This window comes from Chryseobacterium sp. 22543 (assembly GCF_052044565.1).
GTDB lineage: Bacteria > Bacteroidota > Bacteroidia > Flavobacteriales > Weeksellaceae > Chryseobacterium.
Genome location: NZ_JBQENH010000003.1, coordinates 452,630 through 470,448 on the forward strand (window position 1 = coordinate 452,630; position 17,819 = coordinate 470,448).

Below are 17,819 nucleotides of genomic sequence, written 5' to 3' on the forward strand. Positions count from 1 at the left end.
ATTTGTTTGTTAATAAATTATTTGAATAATCAAATTGTTTTGGGCTTAATTTTGTGTGTTATGTGATGTTTTTTTAACTAAATCTTTCAGGGTTGAATATATTGATGTCAACAGTTGGCTTTTGGCCATTGGCAAGTTCTGAAACTGTTTTTCCAAAAATGGGTCCTAAACTTAATCCCATCATACCGCCGCCGCCTGCAATAATCAGGTTTTTCAACTGGGAAGACTGTCCCAGATAAGGCAGCCCATCCGGTGCACAGGGTCTGTAGCCAAACCATATTTCAGATTCCTTTTTATAATGCATTTGAAAGTCAGGCAAATATTGAGGAATAGACCGGACGATACCTTCTACTCTTTTCATATTAATTTTATCATGATGGGAAGCCAGCTCCATCGTTCCACCGAAACGGATCTGCCCATTCATAGGGGTGACAGCCACTCTTGCTTCCAGTAGTAAGGCAGCATGGTTCAGGGTGTTGACCGGATTTTCTGGGGTATGCATGAATGAATATCCTTTGCCGGGCATTAATTGAATTTTGATTCCTGCCTTCTGAGCCAGTTCAGGGAGAAATGAACCTCCTGTCATGACGAAACAGTCTGCTGTAAACTTTTTATCATTGGCAATTACGGTTTTAATCATCCTTTCTGAAGTTTCAAATCCGGTTACTTTGTGATGGGTATAAAAAACGACACCATTATTTTTAAGATAAGAGATCATTTGTTTCATCAGTTTCATTGGATTCATATGACCATCACATTTGTAATTAATCCCTCCTATAACGTCCACCCGGATATTAGGCTCAAGTTCCTGAATTCCTTTTTGATCCAGAATGTCAACAGTTAATCCCAGATTGATTGCTTTATGGGCAAGTTCTGTTTCTTCTTCTCTTACTTTTTCGGTTTTGTAGAGCATCAGAATCCCATTCTGATTAAGTTCAAAATCAAATTCATCCTTTGCTGCAATCTCGTTATAGAGAGTGCTGCTCGCCAGATTAAGGTCTCTGATCGCTGATGCCGAACGGTCTACATGCTTCTGATTGGAGTGTTTTAAGAACTTGACTCCCCAGGAAAACAGATCAGCATTAAATGAAGGCTTTACATAAAACGGGCTTTTGCTATCAAACATCCATCGGATTCCTTGGGCAACAACACCCGGTGCTGCTAACGGAGTAAAGTGGCTGGGTACAATCATTCCTGCATTGCCATAAGAACAATTGTTGGAAAGATCATTCTGCTCCAGGATTTCTACACTCCAGCCTTTCTGTAAAAGATAATAGGCGGAGCTTAAACCTGCTATTCCTGCACCAATAATGAGTGCTTTTCCTTTATTTTGTGTCATATGTTTGTTTACATAACCTGAAATCCCTGCCAATAAGGATCTTCATCATCAATAATAATATGGTTATAGCCGGTAATTCTTGCCCAGCCTTCTACTGACGGAATAATTGCTGATTTTCCATCAACAGTATCCGTTCCTTCAATTCTGCCGATGAATTGGGATCCGATATAGCTTTCATGGATAAACTCTTCCCCCTCTTTTAATTTACCTTTAGCATACCATTGAGCCATTCTTGCAGAAGTACCTGTTCCGCATGGTGAACGGTCCAGGGCATTCTCTCCCACTAAAACAGCATTTCGTCCGCTTGCTTCAGGATCTTTGGGATTGCCTGTCCATTGAATATGGCTTAATCCTGTAATGTGTTCATTCTCAGGATGAATAAATGGGTATTTTTCATTGAGTAATTTTCTGATGATCTTTCCATAATGAATAAGCTGGCTGGCTGTAAAATCAGAAATATCTCTGAAATTTTCCTGTGGATCTATAATCGCATAGAAGTTTCCGCCATAAGCTACATCTGCTTTTATTACTCCAAGATCCGGACATTCAACTTCCAGATTTTCAGCATACAGAAAAGATTTTACGTTGGTCAGTTTTACAGACGTTACTTTTTTGCCTTCCTGTACATAATCAATGAGAATAAGTCCTGCAGGTGTTTCAAGGCGCAGTTTTCCGGGAATTTTAGGAAAAATCAGACCTTCTTCTATGGCAATGGTTACGGTCCCGATTGTTCCGTGCCCGCACATGGGAAGACATCCGCTGGTTTCAATATATAAAACTCCGATATCATTTTCTTCGTCAATAGGCGGATACAAAATACTCCCACTCATCATATCATGACCTCGAGGTTCAAACATGAGCCCTTTCCGGATCCAGTCGTACTCTTTCATAAAGTGAAGCCTGCGCTCCATCATGGAATTTCCTTTTAAAATGGGGCCACCTCCTGCAACAAGACGTACAGGGCAGCCGCAGGTGTGCGAATCTATACAAAAAAATGTTCTGTTCATGTTGTCTGTAATTTTAATGATCCTGAATTGACTTCTCCGTTTACTATTCTGTTGATCTGCAATGGATTTTCATTCTTCAGCTCTTCCGGCAAAAATTCATCCGGCCAGTTTTGGAAAGAAATAGGACGGATAAACCTCTTGACAGCATCCGGGCCTACAGAGGTAAAACGGGAATCAGTAGTGGAAGGAAAAGGACCTCCATGCTGCATGGCATAAACAACTTCTACTCCTGTAGGCATTCCGTTGAATAGTAATCTTCCGCATTTATCCTTCAGAAGATTGATCAGCGTAAGGTTATTCCGGGCATCTTCATTGGTAGCTGCTAGGGTAATTGTTAACTGTCCTTTCAGTTGTTGAGCAATTTCCATCATTTCTTCCCGGGTTTCACAAGTTACAATGATCCCAAAGGGTCCGAAAACCTCTTCACCCAGCACAGGATTTTTTATAAAGTTTTGGGCACTGGTTTCTATCATCATAGCACGTCCCTGCCATTCATCAATTTCTGTATCTGCTGTTGCAATAATATGTACTTCCGGCTGTTCTGCTGCAATGGTTTTATGTTTTTCAAAACTTTCATAGATCCCTTTGTGAAGCATATTTGCGGGAATCGTTTCCTGAATTCCGTTTTTCAGGGTATTGATAAAACGGTCCAGAGCTTCTCCTTTAAGAGCAATACATACTCCCGGGTTGGTGCAGAATTGTCCTGCTCCTAATGTTAAGGAGGAAAGATATTCTTTAGCGAAAGCTTCTGCTCTGTTTTCAAGCAAATCCGGCAGGGCAAATACAGGATTAATGCTTCCCATTTCTGCAAAAACCGGAATGGGATCTTTACGGTGGTTAGCTATGTCAAACAAAGCTTTTCCTCCGGTAAATGAGCCGGTAAACGCAACGGCTCTGATCTCCTGATGCTGGACCAAATAAGACCCAATATCATAGGATGTTCCGGTAATATGGCTGAAGATTCCCTCAGGCCATCCAAATTCTTTTACAGCAGCTGTTATGGCATCAGCCATTAGTTGAGAGGTATTAGGGTGTGCCGGATGCGCTTTTACAATAACAGGACAGCCTGCTCCAATGGCACTCGCCGTATCACCGCCCGCTGTAGAAAAAGCAAACGGAAAATTACTTGCCCCGAAAACAACCACAGGTCCTATGCCTACATTGTATTTTCTGAGGTCTCCTTTTTGCTTGTCTGGCTGGGCAAGATCAATCCGTGGTTCTGTATATATTCCTGTGGCTACAGCTTTTGCATAGCTTCTCCATTGTCCTGCGGTTCTTGCCTTTTCTCCGGTAAGTCTTGCCAAAGGAAGTGAGGTTTCAGAATGGGCCATTGTCAAAAGTTCTTCTCCCAATGTTTCAATCTTATCGGCAACTGTGTTCATGAAGGCCGCCCGTTCTTTTACAGTGGTATTCTTCAGAAACTGATAGGCATCGGCAGCCATCTGAATTCTTCTATCAATATTCTCTTTTGATGCTTCTTCAATCATAGCTTTATTTCTGAAGTTAATCTAATACCGGGCGGTTGGCTATGCCCTCTTCAATGATCTTTTTTACTGTTTCAGCTTCTTCGCCATGAAGTTCCAGGCGTGGTGCTCTTACATAAGGACTGCTGATCCCTTCCGCTGTAGCAGCCAGTTTGATGTACTGAATAAGTTTAGGATGAATATCCAGTTCCAATAATGGCATAAACCATCTGTAGATTGCTATGGCTTTGTCATATTTACCTGTTTTAACGGAGTTATACATTGCCATAGTTTCATTAGGAAAAGCATCTACAAGACCTGCCACAAGGCCGTCTGCACCAAGCATGAGGGTTTCCAGACAAATGGTATCTACCCCACCAAGAATTTTTATTCTTTTTCCAAAACGGTTAATCATTCTGGTTACATTGGCAAGATCTCTTGTAGATTCTTTAACAGCTTGAATAGTTGGACATTCAATAAGCTCCTCAAACATTTCAAGGGTGACGTATATTCCGTAATCTACAGGATTGTTATAAATGAGGATAGGAAGATCTGTAGCAGTAGCTACTGCTTTAAAATATTCTACCACTTCACGGCTGTCTGCTTTATACCGCATAGGAGGAAGCAGCATAAGCCCGTCAGCACCTGATTCTTTAGCTTTTTGAGCAAAGTATATGGCATTTTTGGTCGTATTTTCAGAAAGGTTAAGAATAACGGGGATTCTTCCCTGAGTGATCTTTTTTGCGTATTTCAGCAGTTCGAATTTTTCTTCAGTTTCCAAAGCACTGGCTTCACCTAATGTTCCTGCAAGGATAATTCCATGAACGCCTGCTTTAATCTGGGCTTCTGTATTGAGAGTAAACATTTCAAAGTCGATCTCACCTTCTTTGGTAAAAGGAGTTAATACAGCAGGATAAATACCTTCCCAGTTTAGTTTTGTACTCATATCAAATAATATTTATCCAAAACTAGCGGAATTTCAAAACGGTAAATGTTAATATTTTAATAGATACTCACCGTATTTTAACAGGTTGTTTTTATTGCTCTATGGTAGCCTCTTTGTAATGCTTTAGGTATTCTTTAGGTGAATATTTCATAATGGACTTAAAAACGCGGTTAAAATTGGTAAGACTGTTGAATCCGCTATTAAAAGCAACCGAAGAAATACTGTACATATTGCTGGATGTCAATAGTCTGCATGCTCGCTGTACACGGAGCTCATTAAGGTATTCAATATAAGTGATTCGGGTTCGTTTTTTAAAGGATCTGCAGAATGCCTGCGGGGTCATACAGGCTTCCCGGGCAATACTGTCAAGGGTAAGTTTCGTTTGGGCAAAGTTCTTCTTAATAAAGGTCTGGGCATCTATAATTCTTTGATCATAGTCTGAAATGTGATTAGGAAGATTTTTTTCCGAAGATAAAGGAATATGCAGATGTCTGTTTTGCATAAGATGGTTCAAAATGCGGATGAAATCTATGATCTGTTCTACTCCTTCTGTTTTTTGTAATGCTGCAATGTTTTCCCCAATATTTATTTTTAGTTTAGGAGCAACCTGAAAACCGACTTCTGAATGGGCAATAAAACTTTTAAGTTCCCCAAATTCCGGCAAGTCGAAAAATGCGGCGATCTTTTTATAAGGATCAAAAAATATAGAGATAGAATGAACTTTTTGCTTTTCATCTTTATCAAAATTACCCCTGAAGACATGCGACTGATTGGCGCCCAGATAGAAAATGTCACCAGCCTCAAAATTGAAGAGGTTCTGTTCTATGGCCAATGTTCCGTGTCCTTTAAGAATCCACATGATCTGGGTTTCCGTATGGCGATGGAAATAAGGATAAAAATTGGGCATTATATCTTCCTGAATGCGGATACTTTTGTTGGTGTCGGCAGGGACTGAAAACTGAAGACTCTTCATAGAATCAATATTTTATGGGCTATCGGTTAAAATATGACCGAATTTAAGCAAAATATGAACACTGAATGTCAAATTAAAATCCAAACTTTACATTATTCTTTATTTTCATGAATAAAGAGCGGTCAATAGTACAAAATCGTAACTTTAAAACTTTAAATTAAAAAGTATTCATAATATGTTTTCAACACAAACCTATCAAGATAGAAGAAAAGTATTACAAAGTAATGTAGCCAACGGAATTTTATTGTTTTTGGGAAATATAGAGAACCCTGTGAATTTTGAACACAATCCTTATTATTTCCGCCAGGACAGTACCTATTTATATTATTTCGGAATCCAGGAACCCCGTATTGCGGCCATTATTGATATTGATGAGAATAAGACCATTGTTTTCGGAGATGAATTAAGTATAGATGACATCGTATGGATGGGCAGACAGGAAACACTGAAAGAGAAAAGTCTGAAATCCGGAGTACAGGAAACCATGCCATATACAGAGCTTGCTCAATATATTCTGAAAGCACAGACTTCCGGCAGAAAGGTACATTATCTTCCTCCATATCAGTCTTCCAATAAAATTTTGCTTGGCGATCTGCTTGGAATTAAAATAGCAGCATTACAGCCTTCTGCAGAGATGATTAAAGCCATTGTGAAGCAGCGTTCTATAAAAGAGCCTCAGGAAATAGTGCAGATAGAACAGGCAGTGAATGTATCCAATGAAATGCATTTGCTGGCAATGCAGATTGCAAAACCAGGCATTAAAGAATATGAAATTGCGAATGCCATTCAATATCTTGCTGCCAATAAAGAATGTCAGATGTCTTATCCTCCGATCGTAACCATCAACGGAGGAATTCTGCATAACCACTACCGTCTCAATACCTTGAAAGAGGGAGATCTTTTCCTTAATGATTCCGGAGCGGAAACTGCAATGGGATATGCGGGAGACCTTACCAGAACATTTCCTGCGGGCAAAACCTTTACCACTAAGCAAAAGGAAATGTATGAAGTGGTTCTGAATGCTTTTAACAATGCCCAGCAGCTTCTTAAACCGGGAGTAAGATTCAAAGATATTCATCTGAAAGCCTCACAATACCTGGTAGAAGGTCTTATAGATCTCGGACTGATGAAAGGAAACCCTGAAGAAGCGGTAAAAAACCATGCCCATACTCTGTTTTTTCAATGCGGATTGGGGCATATGATGGGACTTGATGTGCATGATATGGAAGATCTTGGAGAGCAGTATATCGGCTATACCGAAGAAGAACCCAAAGATACCAATACATTCGGTCTTAAATCTTTACGCTTAGGAAAAGCCCTTGAATCCGGATTTGTAGTAACAGTTGAACCCGGTATTTATATGATCCCGGAACTGATTGATATCTGGCAGGCTGAAAATAAAAATGCAGATTTTATTAATTATGATACAGTGAATGAATACCGAAACTTCGGAGGAATCCGTGTGGAAGATGATTTCCTGATCACGGATGACGGATACAGACTTCTTGGGAACGGGCTGATCAAAACAGTTGAAGAAATTGAAAATTACAGAGCTGAACATTGAGCTTAATCAAATACTATCTATGAAGAACATAAAAAAACTAACGGCTATTGCATTGTACTTCCTGTGTCTGTCACCATTGGCTGCACAAAAGACACAGTGGACTCCGGATGGCAATGCTTACTATTCATTTACTAAAAAAGGGGTTGAAATTGTTGATGTACTGCATCCCGGAAAAGACCAAACTCTTTTAGACAGCAATGCACTGATTCCTGCGGGAAGTTCTGAAGCGTTGCAGGTACAAAGTTTTCAGGTATCTCCGGACGACAAAAGTTTATTACTCTTTGCCAATACCCGGAAAGTATGGAGAGACAATACCCGTGGAGATTACTGGATTTTCGATAAAAACACTAAAAAACTTACCCAGCTTGGGAAAGGCCTGCCATCTTCATCACTGATGTTTGCAAAATATTCTCCGGATGGAAAAAAAGTAGCGTATGTGTCTAAGCATAATATTTATGTTGAAGATCTTTCAAACAATCAGATGACCAAGATCACTACCGATGGAACAGACGGAATGATCAACGGGACTTTCGACTGGGTCTATGAAGAGGAGTTTGGAACTCAGGATGGTTTCCGATGGTCACCGGACGGTAACAAAATTGCCTACTGGAAACTGGATGCAAGAGGTACAAAAAACTTCCTGATGATCAACAATACAGACAGTCTGTATTCATTTACAGTTCCTGTAGAGTATCCGAAAGTGGGCGAAAATCCTTCAGGATGCAGCATCTGGTTCTATGATCTTGCCTCTAAATCTTCAAAGAAAACAGATATTGCAGGGGATGAAATACAAAACTATATTCCGAGAATGGAATGGGTACTGGATTCTAAATCCATTATTCTCCAGCAATTGAACAGAAAGCAGAATCAAAGTAAAATTATTGTAGCAGATGCCAGTTCCGGCAGCAGTAAGGCTATTTATACGGAAACAGATGCTGCATGGATTGATATCAAATCCCGCTGGAATGATAATGACCCAAGTGGCTGGGACTGGATTGAGAATGGAAAAGAATTCCTTTGGCTTTCTGAAAAAGACGGATGGAGACATATTTATAAAATAGATATGAGCGGTAAGGAAACATTGATTACAAAAGATGCTTTCGATGTAATAAAACCTGAGTTTTTCGATGTTCAGAACAAACAAATCTACTTTTCAGCTTCACCCAATAATGCGACGCAGAAATACCTGTATAAAGTAAGTATGAAAGGAGGAAAAGCACAAAAAGTAACTCCTGAAGCTTATAAAGGTTCTAATAAATATACAATATCACCCAATGGGAAGATTGCTCTCTTTACGAATAACAGTGTCAATGCAATTTCAATGGGTTCAGTAGTATCGCTTCCGGAACATAAAGAACTGGTTGCTGCCAAAAGAACAGCAAAAGCAGACCCTGCAAGGTCTAAAGCAGAATTTTTCCAGATTGCAACACAGGATGGAGTTACATTGGACGGATGGGTAGTAAAACCTAAAAATTTTGATCCTAATAAAAAATATCCGATTGTTTTTATGGTTTATGGAGAACCGGCAACACAAACGGTAACAGACAGTTTCTATACAGGATGGAATGATTTATATGTTGGTGATATGGCTGAAGATGGTTATCTGTATGTTTCTCTTGAAAACCGCGGAACACCTGCTCCAAGAGGCCGTGAATGGAGAAAATCGGTGTACCGTAAAATAGGACAGCTTAATATCCGTGATCAGGCAATGGGAGCCCAAGCTTTATTTGCAAAATGGCCTTATGCAGATACCTCAAGGGTTGCCGTATGGGGATGGAGCGGCGGAGGTTCTTCTACCCTGAACCTTTTGGGACAATATCCTGATATTTACCAGACAGGGATTGCTATTGCTCCGGTGGCTAATCAGCTGTTCTATGATAATATCTACCAGGAAAGGTATATGGGGCTTCCAAAGGAGAACAGAGAAGATTTTGTCAATGGATCTCCACTGGCTTATGCTAAAAATCTAAAAGGAAATCTTTTACTGGTTCACGGAACAGGTGATGATAATGTACACTATCAGAATACAGAAGTATACATCAACGAACTGGTAAAATACAACAAACAGTTTCAGCTGATGTCTTACCCTAACCGAACACACTCTATTGATGAAGGAGAAGGGACATCACTGCACCTTGCTACAATGTTTACTAAATTTTTAAAAGAACATTGTCCTCCGGGAGGAAAATAGAAAAGAAAAAACCAGATATCAGATTATCTGGTTTTTCTTTTAAATAGGGGTAATGAATATTGATCCTGCTTATTATAAACTGTAAGCCAGCCCTATATTTCCTATTCCTTTATATCCAAAACCTACTTCAGCATTTACTCCCAGTCTGCCTCCTAATCTGATTCCGAGTCCTGTAAGCTGATAATTAAAATGTGAGACATTTTGTAAAGGATTCCTACTCTTTTCCAATGTTAATCCTAATCCTATTCCGGAATACATGCGAAACTTTGGCTTGGATATATAGTTGTAGTTACTTTTTACGGCAAAAGTATAATTGTGTGATTTTTCTGATGATTTATCGGAATATTCTCTCGTTACCTGTTGATATGCGAGGTCTGTCCCAATAATCCATTTATCCTTTATTGCATAGTTATATTCAACGACAAAAGCTCCGGAATTTTCTGTCTCATAGGGGCCATAACCAAATGTAAACACACTGCTGAAAGCATTAATAAAATCTGTGGTGGTTCCAAGTCCATAGGCAATTTTTATCTCTGAGCTTCCCTTACTTTGGGCTTTAATCACGTTACTGCCAACAATTAATAATAACAAGCAAGTAGTTTTACATAAAGCTGCAGATAATTTTTTCTTTTCCATTTTGCAAAATTAAAGCTAATAATGCAGCAGTAAAGCTTTAATGCATTAGAATACAATTAGAACTCACTTAAAATATGGTTAAAGATATCACCTCTTTTGAAAGGTTATAGATAATGTTGGATTTCCATTTTTATATAAGTTTTATTTTCTTTTAAATACAATAGTCCAGGTTATATAAAAGGGCTCTCCTTTGTACTTGTCTGTCTCTTTCATTACAATTTTCATGGTTGTTTTGTCTAATTGAATGATTTCAAATTTTCTTTCAGAGTTGCTTCCATCAAATAAAGATAACGTCTTATAATCAGGACCGAATGAATATGAAAAGTAAAGCTGTCCACTATCCATAATAGAACCGTCAGCATTAAACTGCATGATATCTTTGCTGCTAAATTTAGAATTATTTATTACAGTACGTTTTCCGTTAGTTTCAATCCCTTCAGCATAGGAAAGTACAGGATGCCATTTTCCGACAATCATTTTTTGATACGATTGCTGATAAGGAATATTGAATGCCAATGCTGTCAGACAAAAAGTAATCATAAACAGCGTCAAATTAAAAGATTTCATTATAATTTTGCTTTTGGATTGAATGAATATCAATAACTCATATTCAAATGTAGTGACAATCTGTTTATCTCTATGAAAATTGTTTTTATATCCTTACTTTTAACCTGTTAAATTCATAAAAACCATTCATTTGAAACTGCCACTCTCCTATTATTCCAACCAGGATGTCCTTTTTCTCGCTCAGGATCTTCTGGGAAAAGTTCTTTTTACAGATATAAATGGTGAAGTAACAGCCGGAATTATTGTAGAAACAGAAGCCTATTTCGGAGTACTGGATAAAGCTTCCCATGCTTATGGAGGCCGACGGACAGACCGCACTGAAACGTTGTACAGTCACGGTGGTGTTTCCTATGTTTATTTATGCTACGGAATTCATCATCTGTTCAATATTGTGACCTCTGTAAAAGACGAGCCTCATGCTGTACTAATCAGAGCTGTTGAGCCGCTGGTAGGAAAAGACATCATGGAACTCAGACGGAATATGCCTGCCGATAAAGCGGCTATTTCTTCCGGCCCCGGATCTGCAGCCAAAGCTTTAGGTATTGATAAATCTTTTAATAAAAAAGACCTGGATGGAAATGAAATATGGATTGAAAATCACGGAATTCAATATTCCTCTGATAATATTATAAAAGCTCCCCGTATAGGTGTTGCATATGCACAGGAAGATGCATTTTTACCCTGGCGGTTTTTTATAAAAGGCAATAAATATGTAAGCAAACCGAATAAAGCATAAGAGTTGATCTATTAAAACTTTAGTTATACCAGCAAAAGAAATCCCGACACAAAAAATGTCGGGATTTTTTATAAAATTGAATCTGAAAATCAAATTACTGTATAAAAGTTACATCACCTTTAAAGTTTTCGCTGCCGGAACAATTGGTCAGCTTAAGGCTCCATGAGTATACTCCCGGAATATTAACATATGGTCCCGGATTACCGTTCGCATCAGGAGTGTATCTTCCATCCCATCTGATCTGACCGTTATAAAAACCGAGACAGGTCGTTTCATATTTGTAGTAAACACGGGTTCCCCAGCGGTCATACACACTAAGTTCATACGAATAGGCATTATATGCAGGTATGGCATATTGGTTCATCATCGTGTTATAAATAACAAACGGATTGGTTACAGACATGCCGGTAGGTTTAAATAAGCCTGGAAAAGCGCCTGTAAAAACCGGAGGAGTGATTGTTGCCGTATTCGTTCCGCAAGCACTTGTGACAGTTACCGTTGAAGCTGTGTTTCCTGTTACAGCAGAGGTATCACTGGTACTGCCTGTGTTCCAGGAATACTTAATGCTGTTTGTAGCCTGCTGCATATGAAAACCGTAATCCGGACCTACTTCAGCTTCATTACCGCAGAGTTTGATCCACGGGTCAAATTTTACAGTGCCTGTTCCTGTACAGTTATTATAGCTTACACATCCGAAAGCACCTCGCACATTCTGAATAAGAGTAACATATACCCATTGTGAATTTTTACAGCCGTTATATTCAAATACAACCCTGTACTTGGTACATTTGGTAGGTGTTACAGTGATATCGTTAGCCGGAGTAAAGGGTCCGCCAATAGGTCCGCTATAGGATACGCTGCCGTTACCTATAAAATTACCCGCTTCATCATACCATTTGTAGCTTGTGGCTGAACCATTACCCGGAGCATTCACACTGGCTCTTAATTTAACGCTTGAGCCACAGCAGATCACTTTATTGCTTGTCTGAATGATAGGGAATTCTATTTTAACAATTTTTGAAATCACTACCCAGCCACTGGTACAGTTCCGGACCTGAAGAGTAACTTTATAATAATGCCCGCTTTGTAAATTAATCCCACTGGACCGCAAGCTGTAAGTTCCTACAGGCCCATTACGGATGACAGCAAAAGGCGGGCTTCCGATGAGGTTCCCCAAAGCATCACATTCCTGGGCAAACCATACATATTGAGACTCATTAGTTGTGCGGCTTCCGCTAAAAAGAATGGGATCATCAATATTACATACTGTAGAAGGTCCTACAAGTACAGGTTCAGGAGGTACCGGCTTGCAAAGGGCATCTATGTAAGCATAGCCAAAATGTCCGCTATCTCTGCAGTCTGCTGTTGCAAAATAAATGGTCAGCTGCTGGCCGACATCCTGAGAAGGAATAGGAAGACATAACGTCTGCCACTCCTTCCATGAGAGAGGTTCACCATTATAGCTTGTGGTCTGGAGGAATGGATCAGCCACGTTGCTGCCGTTAATTTTAACAGGGGAAATGACCAGATTACCAGGTGCGGTACTGTTGGCAAGGTCATTGGTTCTGCTGACCCAGTAACTGAAAAATCCATTGATCATAGAATCGCTGTGGGCTCCCTGTAAAACCAAAGCATACATAAATGATATAGAGCTTCCTGCTGTGAAGGTATAAGACATGATTTCTGCACCGTTCATAGCTGTAGAATTTCCTAATCTGAAAGCACTGTTGCCTTCTCCCACCATCGGTAAAGAAGCGCCTAGTATCGGGTCATTACCTATTCCCGTCACGGTATGCTGGGTTGGTGATAGACTTGGAGTAAAGGTTGATAAATTCAGGGTTCCTGTTGTATTGCTTCCCACATAAGTCTGCCAGTTGCTGAAATTACCCATTTCCGCATCACCGTTTGGACATTGGGCATTAATGCATGTCATACTCCATAACATGCAGGTTAAAAGTATAATTAGTTTTTTCATAATTGACTGCATTTTATTGAACAATGATTTTTTGAGTAACAGGCGCCTGCCCCTGAGCATTAAACTGTACCAGATAGTTGCCGGCTGGAAGATTGATGTTGTGCTGTACTGTATGTCTTCCGCTCCTGATCTGCTTATCACTGAATACAGTATCTGCAGTACGGCCATTCATATCAATGATCTGAAGGCTGGCCTGGCTCTCTTTTTCCACCTGATAAGTAATATTGATCACATTTTTGGCAGGATTGGGAGCAACAAGCAGAGGAAATGTAACAAGAGATTTTCCTTTGCTTACAACTTTATACTCGGACTTTAAGAATCCTACAGTGCGGTCAATATAATATACAGTAGCAATTGTGTTTCCTGAAGCATCACGGAAGAGATAGTAGGCATTGTCATAAGAGTAATCAATATCTGCATTCTTTAAGGTGTATTGATCAATGATTTCATCAACCCGGATATTCTCATGCTTTTGACCGTCAAAAGTAACATTCTGATTGTCATAATGACGAACCTGGGGATTGTGGCCGGAAGGAACTTTTGCATCCTCATTAAAAAAAAGATCTGCAGGGAAATAGTCCTGCCCTACCAATACTTCTTTGATTTCTTTTGACCGGAGTTCAATCGGAACAGTGTTTGAAGATCTTCGCTGGATGTCACTGGAAAAGCTGTTCCTTTCTTTACCATACAAAGAAATGACCTGATCGGCCGGATAAGGCTTTTCATTCACAGGCTCACTGACTCTGGACTGTGCTCTTAGTTGAGATGAAAATGCGGTAATAAGGACCGAACAGAGTAAAAGCCGGTTCATTTTTTTGAAACATAGCTGTGGTATGCCTGAGCATACATTCCCTTTTGTTGAATCCAATAAGACAAAATGCCTTTTAATGAATTCGTACTCTTTTGTTTTCATAGTACTATTTAATGGTTTGAGTTTTAAATGTATCAAACAATCAAATATCAGGGGAGAATGAATAATTAACTGGGAGAATTAGATTAGCAAATGTGTTGTTTTTTCCCTTAAGTGTGATTTTGAAAAAGGTAGACGGAAAATAATCGGGTACAAAAATTGAGGAGCAATTTTGCCACTCCTTTTATACTGCTGATATTGTGTACGACTAGTTCTGGCTATTTTTTACAGCCTGATAAAAACTGCTGTAATAGAAAATAAGATCAGCAAGAGAAAATCCCCGGTTCAGACCGCTGGTATTGGGCAAGACCCATACTTTTGCCCCACAGAAATCTTCTGGCTGCAGTCCCCATAGAATTTCTTTCTTTTTAGAGAAAGCCTTATAAGCCGCTTTGCCGAGAAAAGCCACATATTGAGGTTGGTATTCTGTTATTTTTGCTTTAAAAGTATCCAGGGCATCGTCAAACTCTTCTTTTGAAAGTTCATCAGCACGGGAAGTTGCTCTTGCAACGGCAGTGGTGAGTCCCAGTCCGAAATCCAGAATAGAAGTATCATTCACTGCTTCCACTTCATAAGGAGTAAAACCTGATTGATGAAGAACCTTCCAAAAACGATTACTCTTTCCTGAAAAATGATGTCCGTCATCTGATGATTTTAAACCGGGATTGATTCCGCAAAAAATAACGTTTAGATGAGCTGTAATGATGTCTGTTAACATAATTGATATGAATGGTCTATAGAAAATAAGCGACTTCTGCTTTCTCTGTTTTCATAATATAAAGATATCAATATTAGAGAGATTTCCAAACTTACATCCTATTCCGGAATATTAAACGGTTCACGGTGTGTATCATACGTTCCATCGCTGTTTTTTGCGGTGTCACACAGTTTATTTTATTGAATATGAATGGATAATGATAATTTTGTAGTCGTAATTGAGATGGAGTATTTTATGGTAAAGAACTCATTTTTAATAACATTTTTTTCAATAACAGCACCATCATTAAAAATAAGAAGTATGAACTGGATTGCATTAATTATCGCAGGAATTTTTGAAATTGGATGGCCTTTGGGACTTAAATTATCTCAACAGCCGGAAAATAATAAATGGAGCTGGATCATATTTTCGATCATGTGTATGGCTGTTAGCGGAGGCTTTCTTTGGTACGCTCAGAAAAGCATCCCTATTGGAACTGCCTATGCCGTATGGACCGGAATTGGGGCTGTAGGAACTTTATTGGTAGGAATTCTGTTTTTTCAGGATTCAGCTAGTATTTTACGATTGCTTTCTGCATTACTGATTGTTGTAGGAATAGTTGGACTCAAAATATTTTAAAATAAATATAGCCGCAAAAAGAAATTGGCTTAAGATTATCACTAATCATTAAGCCAAATCATTATTCAACATTCGAATAATAAACTAATCCCACTCATTTTCCAGGCTTAATATTTTTTATGCATTCTGTTTTTCATAAAGTAAATTTGAATAAACAAACAGAATTTCGGAAAAAATATCTATCAACAGAGATGCAGAATCTACAAAACTTTTAATTTCGCAGTTTTTTTTAATGAAAAGGCTGAAAATCTGGTGGGTTTAAACAATTTTATTCTCAATATTAAAGCTCCAACAATGGTTTATACGTTCTTCCCACAGGAAGTTTTTTGCCATTAATCTGGATAATATTGGCAGATTTGATTTCAATTTTTGATTTGGATATAATGTACGATTTATGAATACGGGTAAACATTTTAGGATTTAAAGCCTCTTCTATTTTGCTGATGGGCATTTTAAAAGTGAAGCTTTCTGTTTTGGTGTGAATATTAATATACTCTCTCAAACTCTCAATGTAGAAAATATCATGTAAAATAATTTTAACCTGTTTTTTCCCGCTATTGATAAAGATAAAATCACGTTCCGACACTTCCAGTAAAGCGTCCTCCGCCTCCATTAAATGTTTGAACTTTCCAATCGCTGTCAGAAAACGTTCATATGGAATAGGTTTCATCAGATAATCCGCAATATCAAGTTCATAGCCTTCAACAGCATATTGATGATAAGCAGTGGTAACAATAACGAATGGAGGATTTTTTATTTTCCTCAGAAAGTCAAAGCCTTTTACCACGGGAAGATGGAGGTCCAAAAACATCAGATCCACCTCATGAATGCTTAAAAGACTGCTGGCATATACGGCATCGGCACATTTTCCTACCAGATTCAGTTCCTGATCCCTGGAGATAAAACTTTCCAGAATTTCTGCAGCAATGGGCTCGTCTTCTACGATAATGCAGTTGTATTTTTTAGAGGCTGGGTGTTGTGTCATGGAAATCTATGGTTAATGTTACAATATAGCGGCCGCTTTGATCTGCCACAGAAAGTGTGTGTTGTGGATAAAGCAGTTCAAGCTGTCTGCGGATATTTTTCTGGCCTATTTTTGTGGAATGCGTATGAAGTATTTCTTCTTTGGAATTCTCTATGAAATAAGTAAGAATTCCGTTTTTCAACCGGATATCGATGGTAATAAATGCCTCTCCTAAACTTTCAGAAACCCCATGTTTGAAGGCATTTTCAACAAATTGTATCAAGATCAGCGGTGAGATTTCCTGAGAAGGATGATCAATATCTTCCGTAAAGTTGATGATGAGATGCCGATGCCGGATTTTCTGAATCTGTATGAAATCTTTAATGTTTTCAATATCCTTGGCTATAGAAATGCTTTTTTCTGCTGCTTCATAGATATTATACCGCATTATCTTGGAAAGCTGAAGAATAACATCCGGAGTTTCATCAGCTTTTTTCAGGGCCATTCCGTAAATATTATTGAGGGTGTTGAACAGAAAATGCGGATTGATCTGTGCCTTCAGCATAGTAAGTTCCTGATCCAGTTTTTCAGACTTTAGCTGGGAGATCTGTTCTTTCAGAAGATTTTTCTGACGGGTAATTTCAACCCCGAAAATAAGACCTACCATAAAAATAAGGTCCATAAAAGAATTGAATGCCACATAACCATTGATAAATCCCGACGGATATTTTCCATCCAGAGTTTCTGTAACTCCATAAATATAAGGGTAAATGATATAATGCGTTAAAAAGCGATGCCCAAAAACAGCGGTGATCACGATAAAAATATAGAGAAGATATTTGAAAATTTCCTTAATATGAATCTTTTCAAATACATACAGCAAGGAATAAGCAAGCGGTATTTTGATCAAAAGATACCCCAGTTCCAGGATCAGAGTATTCTGAAGCCTTACTGACCATTGGAAATCCGGAAACTGATACCTGGACCAGTAAAAGTCAAGGTAAACTTCCAGGATATAATACAATATCCAAAAAAGCAAATGAATCTGCCATTTAGATCTTTTGTATGGTTTCAGGTTGATCATGATTTTTAAGAATACAAAGTACGATTTGTTCAATCAAATATAGAAATATAAGTGGACCAAATTGAGGTAATGATCTACAAACTACGATTTTGAATGGTCGTCTTGGAAACTAAAATAAAAAACTGCGG

16 protein-coding genes are annotated in these 17,819 nt (G+C 38.7%); 4 read left to right on the forward strand and 12 right to left on the reverse strand.

What is annotated here, in order from left to right:
* Positions 1 to 73 precede the first annotated feature (73 nt).
* From ACTJIP_RS12875 to ACTJIP_RS12895, 5 genes are all read right to left on the reverse strand, one after another.
* Entirely contained in the window at positions 74 to 1,339 is a 1,266-nt protein-coding gene (locus ACTJIP_RS12875; RefSeq protein ID WP_180563774.1) for an NAD(P)/FAD-dependent oxidoreductase, read from the reverse strand.
* Positions 1,340 to 1,347: 8 nt separating this feature from the next.
* The gene (locus ACTJIP_RS12880) at positions 1,348 to 2,346 is read right to left on the reverse strand and encodes a 4-hydroxyproline epimerase (RefSeq protein WP_077417301.1); all 999 of its coding nucleotides are present in this window, start codon (positions 2,344 to 2,346) and stop codon (positions 1,348 to 1,350) included.
* Complete coding sequence (locus ACTJIP_RS12885) at positions 2,343 to 3,833, reverse strand: aldehyde dehydrogenase (NADP(+)) (RefSeq protein ID WP_440704673.1); 1,491 nt, start codon at positions 3,831 to 3,833, stop codon at positions 2,343 to 2,345. The genes ACTJIP_RS12880 and ACTJIP_RS12885 overlap by 4 nt, the downstream gene beginning before the upstream one ends.
* Positions 3,834 to 3,849: 16 nt before the next feature.
* A complete protein-coding gene (locus ACTJIP_RS12890; protein WP_180563772.1) occupies positions 3,850 to 4,755 on the reverse strand; it encodes a dihydrodipicolinate synthase family protein in 906 nt (301 codons plus the stop codon).
* A gap of 91 nt (positions 4,756 to 4,846) precedes the next feature.
* Positions 4,847 to 5,728 carry a helix-turn-helix domain-containing protein gene (locus tag ACTJIP_RS12895; RefSeq protein ID WP_077417307.1) on the reverse strand — a complete coding sequence of 294 codons (882 nt, stop codon included), beginning with the start codon at positions 5,726 to 5,728 and terminating at the stop codon, positions 4,847 to 4,849.
* Between the two features lie 175 nt (positions 5,729 to 5,903).
* Here ACTJIP_RS12895 and ACTJIP_RS12900 point away from each other — a divergent pair, with 175 nt between their 5' ends.
* Both ACTJIP_RS12900 and ACTJIP_RS12905 read left to right on the forward strand, forming a co-directional pair.
* Entirely contained in the window at positions 5,904 to 7,292 is a 1,389-nt protein-coding gene (locus ACTJIP_RS12900; RefSeq protein WP_180563771.1) for an aminopeptidase P family protein, read from the forward strand.
* A gap of 19 nt (positions 7,293 to 7,311) precedes the next feature.
* Entirely contained in the window at positions 7,312 to 9,483 is a 2,172-nt protein-coding gene (locus ACTJIP_RS12905; protein WP_440704674.1) for a DPP IV N-terminal domain-containing protein, read from the forward strand.
* 72 nt (positions 9,484 to 9,555) lie between these two features.
* Here ACTJIP_RS12905 and ACTJIP_RS12910 read toward each other — a convergent pair whose 3' ends face one another.
* Complete coding sequence (locus ACTJIP_RS12910; RefSeq protein ID WP_077417313.1) at positions 9,556 to 10,119, reverse strand: outer membrane beta-barrel protein; 564 nt, start codon at positions 10,117 to 10,119, stop codon at positions 9,556 to 9,558.
* Between the two features lie 141 nt (positions 10,120 to 10,260).
* Complete coding sequence (locus tag ACTJIP_RS12915) at positions 10,261 to 10,686, reverse strand: hypothetical protein (protein ID WP_139348537.1); 426 nt, start codon at positions 10,684 to 10,686, stop codon at positions 10,261 to 10,263.
* Positions 10,687 to 10,816: 130 nt separating this feature from the next.
* Between ACTJIP_RS12915 and ACTJIP_RS12920 the strand changes: the two genes are divergently transcribed.
* Positions 10,817 to 11,422 carry a DNA-3-methyladenine glycosylase gene (locus tag ACTJIP_RS12920; RefSeq protein ID WP_077417318.1) on the forward strand — a complete coding sequence of 202 codons (606 nt, stop codon included), beginning with the start codon at positions 10,817 to 10,819 and terminating at the stop codon, positions 11,420 to 11,422.
* Positions 11,423 to 11,516: 94 nt separating this feature from the next.
* Here the strand turns inward: ACTJIP_RS12920 and ACTJIP_RS12925 are convergent, their stop codons facing one another.
* The 3 genes from ACTJIP_RS12925 to mug all read right to left on the reverse strand — a co-directional run bounded on the left by ACTJIP_RS12925 (position 11,517) and on the right by mug (position 15,025).
* A complete protein-coding gene (locus ACTJIP_RS12925; protein ID WP_139348538.1) occupies positions 11,517 to 13,397 on the reverse strand; it encodes a hypothetical protein in 1,881 nt (626 codons plus the stop codon).
* A 13-nt stretch (positions 13,398 to 13,410) separates the two neighbouring features.
* Positions 13,411 to 14,310 (reverse strand): T9SS type A sorting domain-containing protein, encoded by a 900-nt coding sequence (locus ACTJIP_RS12930; RefSeq protein WP_077417322.1) that lies wholly within the window; start codon positions 14,308 to 14,310, stop codon positions 13,411 to 13,413.
* 205 nt (positions 14,311 to 14,515) lie between these two features.
* Positions 14,516 to 15,025: a G/U mismatch-specific DNA glycosylase gene (gene mug / locus ACTJIP_RS12935; protein ID WP_077417324.1), complete on the reverse strand. Its 510-nt coding sequence runs from the start codon at positions 15,023 to 15,025 to the stop codon at positions 14,516 to 14,518.
* Between the two features lie 300 nt (positions 15,026 to 15,325).
* Here mug and ACTJIP_RS12940 point away from each other — a divergent pair, with 300 nt between their 5' ends.
* A complete protein-coding gene (locus ACTJIP_RS12940; RefSeq protein WP_047385066.1) occupies positions 15,326 to 15,643 on the forward strand; it encodes a DMT family transporter in 318 nt (105 codons plus the stop codon).
* Between the two features lie 280 nt (positions 15,644 to 15,923).
* On the opposite strand, the gene ACTJIP_RS12945 is transcribed toward ACTJIP_RS12940, so the two are convergent.
* A complete protein-coding gene (locus ACTJIP_RS12945) occupies positions 15,924 to 16,628 on the reverse strand; it encodes a LytR/AlgR family response regulator transcription factor (protein WP_180563769.1) in 705 nt (234 codons plus the stop codon).
* The gene (locus tag ACTJIP_RS12950; RefSeq protein ID WP_440704675.1) at positions 16,606 to 17,691 is read right to left on the reverse strand and encodes a sensor histidine kinase; all 1,086 of its coding nucleotides are present in this window, start codon (positions 17,689 to 17,691) and stop codon (positions 16,606 to 16,608) included. Before ACTJIP_RS12950 ends, ACTJIP_RS12945 begins: the two co-directional genes overlap by 23 nt.
* Between the last annotated feature and the right edge of the window lie 128 nt (positions 17,692 to 17,819).